The following is an 11,394-nucleotide window of genomic DNA, read 5'->3' on the forward strand; positions in this document are numbered from 1 at the left end:
CAAACGAGTGACAGAAGGGAAATGTGGCGTAGCCCAAGCGAGGCCTTGTGCCGAAGCGCAGCGTTTCCATGCTGTTAGGCGCAGTTAGTTAATTTTTTTAATTTAATTGAAAATTGAAATGATTTTTGATCGTGCTTTCTTAGAAAATCGAGCATTTTATTATCAAAAGTTAATAATCGATAGTTTTTAATTGATGAGATAATCATTGCGTCTAAAATATCGTTCATTCTAATTTGCCTGTTATTAGTTATATATTCTAGAATTATATCTGTAATATAATTTAATGAGATGTCTGCAATGGAATTTTTCTGAGAATACATATCTTTGATATTTTTTTGATTTTCTTTAGTATATTTTTTAATCTTCTTTGAAAATATATATTCTTTATTTAAATTTATAATATCCGGATTTGCTTTTAAATATTCTAGGTAATCTATTTGATTTTTATTGCAAAATAATAAAATGTCTAGGTAAATCGAAAAAGCCAAAGTAATAGAGTTTAATGATGAATTTAACGATTTACTTTTTTCTAACCGTGTATTCAGAAAAAAATTTTCAATGAATGGTTTAATTAAATTAGGAATGTTATCTTTGATAAATATGTTTATGTGTTCATAATTTTTTACATCAATTAAAGTTGGATTGTTTATATGAGAAAACACAGCAGAATAACTAAATACAGAAAGCATGATTTGAGTAAAAATTTGGTATGATTTCTGGAATTGTTCGTCAAGTTTTTCTTTTAAAGCTTTCTGAAATTCAAATAGACTATCTTCAGAACTTGCAATTTTCCTGAAATATTCATTAGATTTTTTATCTAAATCTGATGATTCTGGAAACGGAGTAACTACAGAAATATCATGATCAATTATTATTTTTCTCGATTCAATTGGTGAAAATTCTAAAGTCAATTCTAAGAAAGAGATCAAGTTTGTAAATTTATTCTCTGTTCGCAAGTAATTTGTAATAATTCTTTGTTTATCTATTGAACCTTTGTAAGATAATTCATAGAGGATATTTGTGTCTAATATAATCATTTAACTAATTGCGCCTAACGAACTAGGCTAACCGACGTAGGCTGACCCTGAGTCCCAACGGGACGTTAGGGACTGGAACGACACTTGCGAATGCAAGGGGAGTGCCAGAAGCCTATGTGTCGTAGACCGAGCGAGGGCTCGTCCCGAAGCGAAGCGGTTAGGCGCTGTTATATGCAGTTGCCAAGAGATCTAAAGATTCAGTAGAATGGTTGTTCATTTAAATTAGATTTTTTTATATTAGCGCTTAATGCATATTTAGAGCTGATATCTTTGACTAATTCAATAAACCAATCTTCCGCGCTTGGTGATAGAATTACCTCATGAATCAAAATATTAAGGTTACAAGATATATTTTGTCCATTTTCTGAGCAATTTGAATCATGTATCAGAGCTCTGACCTCTTTTTCATGTTCAAAAGACTTCCGTTTACGCCAAAATGAATCGTTAACACCGGTAAAATCGTTTGTGTAATCTATATATTTAATTCTTCCAATTTTGATAGTATGCTTTTTACCTAGAGATTCATATAAAGATTGAAAGTTAGTTTTGATTGCGATAGCGTTGCTTAGATAGCTAGAATAAAGTCTCCACATTGCTTCTGATTCATGTTGATTTTCGTGCCAGCAGCTTACAAATTTTTGTTTCCTATCTCGTTCACCCGATTTATTTAAATCATTTAATAATCGAATAGCTTCTTTTTCAATTTGTTCGGGAGTTTGATTTAAATTATTCTCAATTGAATTTTGTGTTATAACTCTAGTAAAAAATGTATAATAATGGTTATCCCATTTTTCTTTATTTGCTATAATTCCTTTTGCACCTTCGAATTTATCAGTTAGTGCTTCCGCATTTGAAAAGTACAAAGCTGATTTAGACAACATGCTTAAATATGCTGGGAAGTCCATGTAACGCCAAAGAACGCATGTGGATTCAGGTGTCTCAAATGGATTTGGAATGTAAAGAAATCTGACTGCAGTTTCGACTAGTTGATTGGAGCATGTTGTACATACATAAAGAAGTTCATTTTTGTCATTATAACCTAAATGAGTGCCATCCCCATCTTTAAAATGATAATTACAGGAAATACAATGATCGTGATTTTCATGTGCAAGTCGTAATAGATCATCAGATAGCCTAAAAGTCATTTTTTGCATATCTTCATCCTTATGGCATTATTAATAATTAATTTTGGCAATTGCATATAACGAATTAGGCTTACCGACGTTTCGTGTAGCTGAGCCTCATTAGAGGCGTTAGCGTAACACGGAATGTGCCTTTAGGCCGAGCGAAGGCCCCACGAGATCCAGATTTCCTCAGAAATCTGAGGCGAAGTGGACAAGGCCTTGAGCGAGCGGTAAGCCGCTGTTAATTGCAGTTAGTTATTATAGTAAAAGAGTAGAGTCGAAAGGTCAACAAAAGTGAGCGCAAATTTTCTCTTAATTCTTAGAAAGCATAAATAACAAACTGCACTTAAATGGAGAGAAAGGCTTAAATTGTTCTCTTCCAAAGCTTAAATCGACAACAGCTTCCTAAAAAAATTTGCGCGTATTCTTCTTTGGATCAACTAATTGCAATTAACGAACTAGCTAACCGACGTAGGCTGGCCCTGAGCCTCGGAGAGGCGTTAGGGATTGGCACGAGGCTTGCGTAAGCAAGAGGAGTGACAAAAGCCTATGTGCCGAAGGCCGAGCGAGGGCGAAGTCCCGAAGCGAAGTGGTTAGCGGCAGTTAGCCGAAGGTTCGGGATTTGCGACAAGGATGTCGCACTATTAATTAGCCGTATTTAACACCTAAGACGTCTAGTGCATTTGAATTATTTTTAAGAACGAAAAGCATTCTTTGAGCAGGACCTTGTGGAATATTTCTTCCGGATTCCCAGGCTTCGATAGTTTTCTCGGAAACACCAAGTGTTTGAGCAAATACATTCTGAGTTAAATGTAATTTATTTCTTATGCTTTTGATTTCTTTCCCTTTAAAAGTAGGTAGTTTAGGAATGGAAACAATTCTAGCTTGAACGCCCTTTATATTTTTTCCACTAGAGTAATCAATGGCATCATTTAATCCTTTAACAAGGCTATTGAATAATTTATCTTTATTTTGTTTTTCCATTTTTGATTCTCCCTTTTTTCATATTATCTTTTAAATTTTGAACTAATTCAGAAAGTATCTTCAATTGAGCTTTCGATAGGTTTTCCTGTTCATTTTTTTCAATTAAGGAAATTAGGAAAGTAGTACCAAATTCTTCTAAGTCTAAATAAAAAACTCGTATGCCCGAACTCTTTCCGGTGTGTTTCTTTTTCCATCTAACTTTTCTTAATCCATTAGAGCCTGAAATGACCACCCCAGATTTTGGATTTTCGAGAAGGTAAGATTGAAACTCAAGAAGATCTTCATCTCCAAGCTTTGCATTTCTCCAAAATTGATCAAAATCCTGAAAATGGATGAATAATCGTTTCAATAGAACAACTATCCCTACTGAGTAGGGTATTGTCAATTTGAATTTTTATCTACTATTAATGCAATTTAATTAACGAAATATGATATGTTAAAATTATTTTCTTTTAACCGCCGCACGGATGCGGCGTCTTCCCCGAACTTTCGGCTAACGAAGAAGCCTTACCGACGTTCCTCGTAGCTGAGCCTGCCAAGGCAGGCGTTAGCGTCGGCACTGGATCTTGCGGATGCAAGAGACGTGCCGGAGAGGAATGTGGCAGAGCCCGAGCGAGGGCTTGTCCCGAAGCGTAGCGGTAAGGCGCTGTTATGCGACGTTTTTATTCAAAAATTAATTTTGAGTGAAAGCCGCCTGGAATTGAATTTTTGCAATTTGTTACTTCTACCTTGCATTTTACTTTTCCCGAAATTTTTGCGTTCTTTTCGAAAATTCCTGTAAAAATATATTCATTTGTTTCTTCAGTTCCGTATCCATTGAGACTTCCATTAGTGAATGTTCCTGTTTGAATCCAACCTCCTAAAGAACTAGACCAACTTCCTGATCCATTTAAACAATTTCCTGAGCAGAGAAAATATTTACCCCAAATGCCAGAGATTATTCTCCCATCCTTAAAAGTTATTTTACCTTTTGAGCCAATTTTATGATCACCATAATTCCACTCAGTATCAATGACAGTTCCATCTTTCATCGTCTTTATTCCTTTTCCATGATATACACTTTTGTAATCTATGTTTGGGTTTGGCTGAATCCAATCCCATTCTCCTTCATAAGAATGGATAAGTGATTCGTATCGTACGTATCCTGGCTTTTCTTGAATATATAACATTTTGCCATAACCATAGGGTAAAATACGATCGAACCAAAAATTAAAAAAAGGACTTATTTTAGTGGTCCCTTCATAAACATCTTTGAATTCTCCCTTTGCGACATATCTGCCTTTATTGTTTTGACATGCGTTTTCTTCAGCACACCTTAGCATTGAAGAACTACACGAAATAAAAAAAGTTAATAATAGCATTGAGATTAAAATTGTCTTCATACTTTGCACCATGGTCAAATATTTGAAAAAAGAATTATCTTGTCTATGAGAAATTAATTTACGACTGAAATCAAAAATGTCGCATAACGAACTAGGGGAGACGACGTTCCTCGTAGCTGAGCCTACGGAGTAGGCGTTAGCGTCGGCGCGCCTTCTTGCGGAGCGAGAAGCGTGAGGGAGAGGAATGTGGCGCAGCCCAAGCGAGGCCGTAGTGCCGAAGCGAAGCGTTTCCCCGCTGTTATGCGTAGTGACCTAATTATAAAGATCAAGCTTATGGACTTTACTCATTAGTTTGAAATGTTTATCCAAAGTGAATAAAGTGCATTGATTTTGAATAGTATTTTGAAGAATCAGTAAATCCGGAATGCCAATTTTATTGATTCCATTTTTAAGGTTTGTTATCTGAAATTCGATAATTTGTTTCCAATCTATAAACATTTCAAAAGTTTCAATTGATTCCATTATTTGAATTAATTGATTTTGTTTTTTGGCTTTAAGATATGGGATTATTTCAGTCAATATTAATTGATTTGTAAAAATATTTCCTATATCGATCAATTTATCAACCTCTGAAGAGACTTTGGAATTAGAATTTCTAAAATATTCGATCCAAACGGAAGAATCTAATAAAACCTGATTCATCTTTTTCTTAATTCATTAAGATTTATATCAAGATCGATGGTTCCTTTGAAATTTTTCAGGTTTTTCAACTTTTCTTTTCTAATTAATGTATTTAAACCTTCTTTAATTACGTCTGTTTTAGTTTTGATGTGAGTAAGTTTCATCGCTTCTAAAACTAACTCTTCTGGTATATCTATTGTTGTTCTCATCTTATGCATAATTCTATTATTTTCTATGCATAAGTCAAGTTCTGTTTTTTTGGCCCAATGGTAAAAGTTAAGAAATTCTAATTATTTCTTTTTCTTTAATATTTCTGTTACCCATGTCCTGAGGCATACATTCGGTCATTACGCATAACGAACAAGCTAACCGACGTAGGCTGGCCCTGAGTCCCGGAACGGGACGTTAGGGACTGGAACGACACTTGCGCAGGCAAGGGGAGTGCCAGAAGCCTATGTGTCGCAGACCGAGCGAGGGCTCGTCCCGAAGCGAAGTGGTTAGCGGCAGTTATACGCTGTCAAGGATTATCAGCCTTCTTGGTGTCTTTACTTACTGGGTTTGGTGTGTTAGGTAAAAATTCTTTATCAATACTCTCCACTTTAACTTTGGTACCGAATAATCCACCGATACTGATATTTATTTTTCTACCATGCATTATACTTTTAAGAATATCAGTGGGTAAATCTCCATCTATTTTATCAAGGTACTTACTTGGATTATCTTCTGCTGCTTGCAAATTTTGTCTTAATAGCTGAGTTGCGAATTCTGCGCTTAGTTTACTATCCTCAAAAGTGGTTATTTCTCGTTTAAGTGCTTCGTAAGTTAGAGATGTGCTTTCTTTATAAAGGTACTCTTCAAACATTCTACGGTAACCATTCATGTTTTTCGTTGCAATGTATGCAAGGAAGACCATAGGAGATATAAAGGGTAGGTAAGAAAAAACTCTTTTTATTATTCCTACTACAGATTCTATCTTTACTAGTTTCTCTGTGAATACCCATATTTCCATTGAAATCGGGACGGCAAGCATTCCTAAAACACTTACAACGAGAATTGCAGTCCAAAGATTTAACGAGAACCGATGAGATGCTTTTGCTTTATTATATGCACCTGCAAGTCCAACTCCAATAGCATCTTGATAAAGGGCCGAGATTTTCTTAAGCAAATCCTCATATTTAAGATTATTTTTTTCAAGAAGTGTATTAAATTGATTCTGATTCTGGACATTTATGCCATCGAGTTTTTCTCCTGCAAATTTAATAAAGTTTTGAAATTCAATTTCTCTATTTTTTAATTGGTCGAGAACGCCAGCGTTTGTCTTTTCTATCATGAAAAATTTCTTAATACTTCCATCCTTAAATTTTGCAGTTTTTAGTTCTTTTTCATTAAAAAATTCTTTTTCATCATTGGTCGTTATATTCTTCTCTTCTTCTTCAGTTAAATATTTACGTTCAAGTGATACATATCCGAAAATGGAATTGTAGTTTTTTGTAATTTCTTCGTGAAAATTTCGGGATGTTTGATATATTTCTTCACTACTAGCAGACAAATCTTTTACATTCTTTAATTGTTTTTGAAATTCTTCAAAACTCTTATTTAAGGATTCATTTGTTTTTGCTATTTCTGCTTCTAATGTCGTATTTAAATTTGGAATTTCTTCTGTTAGTTTTTGAATTAAAGTTTCGAGTGTGGCAGTTTTTTTGATTTGCTCATTTAACTTATTTTCAAGTTCGAAAAGTGAAGGTTTAATGTTTTCGGTACCTTCTGTTCCATTTTCAGTTGAATGATTGTTTTGTTCTTCTGTCATATTTATATTTCCTTGATAGCGTATAACGAAATAGCCTTAACGACGTAGGCTGGCCCTGAGTCCCGGAACGGGACGTTAGGGACTGGAACGACACTTGCGTAAGCAAGGGGAGTGCCAGAAGCCTATGTGCCAAAGGCCAAGCGAGGGCGAAGACCCGAAGCGAAGCGTTAAGGCGCTGTTATGCGATGCGGATTTTAAAACACTTCGGTTTTCATTGTTTAGAAAGTAATAAATCCGCTACATTTTTGATGCTAGGTTGAATTGTATCTATTGACTCTCTATAAAGACCTTGGAGTGCGTTTCCGTCTATATATGATTGGTCAATTTGATTGAGAATATTTAATATAAAAAAGTAATCGCTATAACTAGTATCTATTATTTTCTTAATTGAATTATGAAATGGATCACTTTCGATAAATTCTTCTATTTTGGGCATATATCCCTGAGACCAATAGTTCGTCTGTCCAGAATAGAATAGAAGTCCTATATAACATGATACCAAATTACTTATTTGATCGTTGTCTAAACTATTGTAATCTCTTGGTAAATCATTGGAGATAGTGTTTGATAATGTAATTTGTCGCGTAGTAATTATTTCAATTAGTTTAGAAAAATGTGTATCAACTGGATTAGGGCGATCAGTAGTCACATAGTTTGTTAATTTATCCATCCACTTACTGTTAAGTTTTTGAAGAGAATCAGCTTGAGTTTCAATTTTGCTTAAAGATATTGAGGTCTCTTTCTCAGTTTTTTTAGAAAGTATAAAAAACCAGATTGAAATGGTTATACTTAATAACGCTAAAATTATAGAAGAAATCGCCGCTGCTAAATTGATTATTTCGTTCATTTTTTACCTTTTTTTATTAATTTTTTCAAAATATATTTAATCCGTTTCGCATAACGAATTAGGCTTACCGACGTTTCGTGTAGCTGAGCCTCTGAAAGAGGCGTTAGCGTAACACGGAATGTGCCTTTAGGCCGAGCGAAGGCCCCACGAGATCCAGATTTTTTCAGAAATCTGAGGCGAAGTGGATAAGGCCCTGAGCGAGCGGTAAGGCGCTGTTAATTGCAGTTAGTTATTATAGTAAAAGAGTAGAGTCGAAAGGTCAACAAAAGTGAGCGCAAATTTTCTCTTAATTCTTAGAAAGCATAAATAACAAACTGCACTTAAATGGAGAGAAAGGCTTAAATTGTTCTCTTCCAAAGCTTAAATCGACAACATCTTCCTAAAAAAATTTGCGCGTTTTCTTCTTTTGATCAACTAATTGCAATTAACGAAATAGCCTTAACGACGTAGGCTGGCCCTGAGTCCCGAACGGGACGTTAGGGACTGGAACGACACTTGCGTAAGCAAGGGGAGTGCCAGAAGCCTATGTGTCGCAGACCGAGCGAGGGCGTAGACCCGAAGCGAAGCGTTAAGGTGCTGTTATACGACGTGCATTTATTCTAGTTTTTTTAATTTTAGGTTTTTCAGATTCAGCTGAAAATCTTTTCCATCCACATAAACGATGATATTTGGAAAGTCAGGTCTTGTTCCAATTGTTTGATTAGAATGATAGGGTTCATTTGTCACAGGGATTTTGAATAAATTTTTCGAAATATTTTTCTTTAGTATAGGAAATTTTTTGCCTTCATGAAAGAAAAATTCAAAGGAAGATTTCTTGGGAGTTGATTTATTAGATTTTAAGCTTTTTTCTCCATCTACAGTTTTGGTTAATTCGTTGTAATAGAATGTATAATTATTATTTCCTACTTTTAAAAAAGTAATAAATTGACAGTAATCGGGGCAGTGAGACTCAGAATATTTCCATAGGCTTTTTGTTTCACAGGTCTTCCAATCGAATTCGAAATACTCAATAGCTGGATCGTCTATAGCATACCATTCATAGTTAACAAAGAAGATTAATTTGTCATTTTTTAGCGACTGAAATCCGTATGCTAGAGATAATGGGAATTGTATATTTGGACATGCTTTATAATTTTGTTGTTTTTCATCTTCTGCAACAATACGATATTCAACATTATTTGTGATGTTATTGTAGATACGTAATTGACATATTTCTGAATTTCTGTCTAAAGAAACCGGAAAATCATCAAGGCAGCGAGAATCATAGAAATTATGTTTTAAGAGTTCTACTCGTTTTTTTTTGTCAGAACTATAAAATGTCTTTATTGCTGTTACATCTTCAATATCCGAAGATTGTGAAAATAACGAAGACTGAAGTATAAGTATTAAAGCAAGCTGTAGGAGTATTGTTTTTTTAATGTTTTTCATTTTGATCCTTAAATTTTAAATGCATGTCGTATAACGAACTAGCTAACCAACGTAGGCTGACCCTGAGCCTCCGTACGGAGGCGTTAGGGATTGGCACGAGGCTTGCGTAAGCAAGAGGAGTGACAAAAGCCTATGTGCCGAAGGCCGAGCGAGGGCGAAGTCCCGAAGCGAAGTGGTTAGCGGTAGTTAATTGCAGTTGGTTTTGTGTTGTATTTGCTAATAATACGAAGTGTTTGAAATCCCAGCGCGCAAATTTTCTTTCTTATTCTTGGTCTTCAAAGCCCGACAATCATTTTTGAATCATGCAAACCGTGACGAAAAAATAATAGGAAATGTAGCGAAATAAATCTCTTAATTCTTATTCTTTTCTTTAAAACGCCTGAATCATTAACGAAGTAATAAAACCGATATAAAGATCTATTATTGAATTGAGCAAAGTTGGACTTTCACCTTTTAAGAAAAATTGCGCGCTGGTTTTTTTGAATAGAATTAACTAATTGCAATTAACGAACTAGACTTACCGAAGTTGTCCGACCCTGAGTCCCGGACGGGACGTTAGGGACTGGCACGTAGCTTGCGTAAGCAAGGCGAGTGACAGGAGGACAATTTGCCGGAGGCCGAGCGAGGCCTTGTGCCGAAGCGTAGCGGTAAGTCGCTGTTAAGCGATGTGCCCTATAAATTTAAATACCTAATTGTAAAAATTTTGATTGCTTTCATAATGTGATATTCAAGTTCTTCTCTCGCTTTTTCATTTTTTTCTAATGATAAACCTTCGATATTATTAACTTTATCAATAGTGTCTTTTAGCAGATCTTGATAAGTTTTTACTTCAATATCGCAAAATTCATCATCGTAAAAATTATCAAATTCGATTTGCTCATTTTCCGAAAATCTTCTGCTATTCAATTTTTCAGTTTTGACTGGAACCAAATTGAATGTATCTCTAGTGAAAAATTTTCCAGAAGAAATACCGACAATTTCAAAAAAATTATTATCTTTTACTATTTCGGTATATAATTTCTCGAATACCTCGACGTCTTTAGCTTGAGGTATAAAAATAAAATCCTTAAATCCATTTTTCCTAACTCTTATTGAGTGTATTGGTATGGGTTTTCCTATTAAGTTTGCTATTGAATAAAGTTTGTCGTCATATTTCTCGGAAGGTGATCTATCTCTAAAATTTATTAAGATTATTGATTTCCCTTTATTATATATTTCGAGAATTTCATTGTCCAAAACGTGTTTTTGTGAGGGTTTATTTCTGCGATCATCGATTTTAAAACCATTGTCTGGATCCAGAAAAATAAAGTTATGTGAATCAATTTTATTTAGAAATTCATGAAACCACTTACGTCTTAGTTCGCGGTCAGTTTTACCGTCTTTATAAGATAAAGGAATCTCTTCGCCATAGAATAAAGTATCAGAATTTAGTATTTTTGAATTTTCAAAACTTTCTAGATTTCTATTTGGAGAATTAGCAATTTTACTCAATTCTGAAAATAAATGAGTATCTAGAACTTCCATCGATTTATCGTCAATCCAAGATAGTTTCTTCCCATCTGTTCCTTTTTCCTTCGAAACTATCTGTTGATGTGGGACATACCAGTTAATAGCCAAAGCAGAGATAGAAATTTCCGTCAACTTCCTTAGAATTAGAAATTTAAAAAAATCGGTTACATCACCGACATATGAATTTTGCATGCAATTCCTCTATTTAATTTATCATAAATGATTGGTAGGACAAAAAATCTGTTAATTCAAAATTATTTTAGGGCATGTCGCTTAACGAACTAGACTTACCGAAGTTCCCCGACCCTGAGTCCCGGTAACGGGACGTTAGGGACTGGCATGTAGCTTGCGAATGCAAGGCGAATGCCAGAAGGGGAATTTGCCGTAGGCCGAGCGAGGCCTAGTGCCGAAGCGTAGCGGTAAGTCGCTGTTAGTTGCAGTTGCGTGTTTTATTTTTTGATGTAATATTGTTCAAAGTTTAAGGTTCTTAGCTTTGAATTTTTAGCAATTTTTTCGAAATCAGAATCATAAGAAGCTAGTATTAAATTGTTTGAAATAGCTATTTGAGCAATTAAGATATCGATCGAAGCAACGGTAATACCTTTTTTTGCTAAATCATTTCTTAATTGTGCAGCTAGAATATGATCCTTGTTTG

12 protein-coding genes are annotated in these 11,394 nt (G+C 34.7%); all 12 read right to left on the reverse strand.

All coding sequences use genetic code 11. The annotated features are described in order from the left end of the window. Positions 1–74 precede the first annotated feature (74 nt). Positions 75–1,037: a hypothetical protein gene (locus JWG40_RS12230; RefSeq protein ID WP_205286083.1), complete on the reverse strand. Its 963-nt coding sequence runs from the start codon at positions 1,035–1,037 to the stop codon at positions 75–77. Between the two features lie 197 nt (positions 1,038–1,234). Continuing rightward, positions 1,235–2,191 carry a hypothetical protein gene (locus tag JWG40_RS12235; RefSeq protein WP_205286084.1) on the reverse strand — a complete coding sequence of 319 codons (957 nt, stop codon included), beginning with the start codon at positions 2,189–2,191 and terminating at the stop codon, positions 1,235–1,237. 618 nt (positions 2,192–2,809) lie between these two features. Beyond that, positions 2,810–3,145, reverse strand: a complete 336-nt coding sequence (locus tag JWG40_RS12240; protein WP_205286085.1) for a helix-turn-helix domain-containing protein — start codon at positions 3,143–3,145, stop codon at positions 2,810–2,812. Next, entirely contained in the window at positions 3,129–3,494 is a 366-nt protein-coding gene (locus JWG40_RS12245; protein WP_135657331.1) for a hypothetical protein, read from the reverse strand. The genes JWG40_RS12240 and JWG40_RS12245 overlap by 17 nt, the downstream gene beginning before the upstream one ends. 313 nt (positions 3,495–3,807) lie before the next feature. Beyond that, positions 3,808–4,527 carry an MORN repeat-containing protein gene (locus JWG40_RS12250; protein ID WP_205286086.1) on the reverse strand — a complete coding sequence of 240 codons (720 nt, stop codon included), beginning with the start codon at positions 4,525–4,527 and terminating at the stop codon, positions 3,808–3,810. Between the two features lie 252 nt (positions 4,528–4,779). Next, positions 4,780–5,169, reverse strand: coding sequence for a PIN domain-containing protein (locus JWG40_RS12255; protein WP_205286087.1), 390 nt, complete (start codon positions 5,167–5,169; stop codon positions 4,780–4,782). Then, the gene (locus JWG40_RS12260; protein WP_015680201.1) at positions 5,166–5,366 is read right to left on the reverse strand and encodes a type II toxin-antitoxin system VapB family antitoxin; all 201 of its coding nucleotides are present in this window, start codon (positions 5,364–5,366) and stop codon (positions 5,166–5,168) included. Before JWG40_RS12260 ends, JWG40_RS12255 begins: the two co-directional genes overlap by 4 nt. Before the next feature lie 299 nt (positions 5,367–5,665). Continuing rightward, positions 5,666–6,955: a hypothetical protein gene (locus JWG40_RS12265; RefSeq protein WP_205286088.1), complete on the reverse strand. Its 1,290-nt coding sequence runs from the start codon at positions 6,953–6,955 to the stop codon at positions 5,666–5,668. Between the two features lie 211 nt (positions 6,956–7,166). Continuing rightward, positions 7,167–7,802, reverse strand: coding sequence for a hypothetical protein (locus tag JWG40_RS12270; RefSeq protein ID WP_205286089.1), 636 nt, complete (start codon positions 7,800–7,802; stop codon positions 7,167–7,169). A 594-nt stretch (positions 7,803–8,396) separates the two neighbouring features. Further along, a complete protein-coding gene (locus JWG40_RS12275) occupies positions 8,397–9,230 on the reverse strand; it encodes a hypothetical protein (protein WP_205286090.1) in 834 nt (277 codons plus the stop codon). 672 nt (positions 9,231–9,902) lie between these two features. Continuing rightward, positions 9,903–10,931, reverse strand: coding sequence for a hypothetical protein (locus JWG40_RS12280; protein ID WP_205286091.1), 1,029 nt, complete (start codon positions 10,929–10,931; stop codon positions 9,903–9,905). A 257-nt stretch (positions 10,932–11,188) separates the two neighbouring features. Beyond that, positions 11,189–11,394: PIN domain-containing protein (locus JWG40_RS12285; RefSeq protein ID WP_332470684.1), on the reverse strand; the 206-nt coding region annotated here is incomplete at its 5' end.

It is taken from the genome of Leptospira abararensis (assembly GCF_016918735.1).
Lineage (GTDB): Bacteria > Spirochaetota > Leptospiria > Leptospirales > Leptospiraceae > Leptospira_A > Leptospira_A abararensis.

Coding starts and splice junctions, on each gene's coding strand:
- JWG40_RS12230 (WP_205286083.1), bottom strand. CDS start 1,037: ATGATTATATTAGACACAAATATCCTCTATGAATTATCTTACAAAGGT.
- JWG40_RS12275 (WP_205286090.1), bottom strand. CDS start 9,230: ATGAAAAACATTAAAAAAACAATACTCCTACAGCTTGCTTTAATACTT.
- JWG40_RS12260 (WP_015680201.1), bottom strand. CDS start 5,366: ATGCATAAGATGAGAACAACAATAGATATACCAGAAGAGTTAGTTTTA.
- JWG40_RS12250 (WP_205286086.1), bottom strand. CDS start 4,527: ATGAAGACAATTTTAATCTCAATGCTATTATTAACTTTTTTTATTTCG.
- JWG40_RS12235 (WP_205286084.1), bottom strand. CDS start 2,191: ATGCAAAAAATGACTTTTAGGCTATCTGATGATCTATTACGACTTGCA.
- JWG40_RS12280 (WP_205286091.1), bottom strand. CDS start 10,931: ATGCAAAATTCATATGTCGGTGATGTAACCGATTTTTTTAAATTTCTA.
- JWG40_RS12270 (WP_205286089.1), bottom strand. CDS start 7,802: ATGAACGAAATAATCAATTTAGCAGCGGCGATTTCTTCTATAATTTTA.
- JWG40_RS12255 (WP_205286087.1), bottom strand. CDS start 5,169: ATGAATCAGGTTTTATTAGATTCTTCCGTTTGGATCGAATATTTTAGA.
- JWG40_RS12265 (WP_205286088.1), bottom strand. CDS start 6,955: ATGACAGAAGAACAAAACAATCATTCAACTGAAAATGGAACAGAAGGT.
- JWG40_RS12240 (WP_205286085.1), bottom strand. CDS start 3,145: ATGGAAAAACAAAATAAAGATAAATTATTCAATAGCCTTGTTAAAGGA.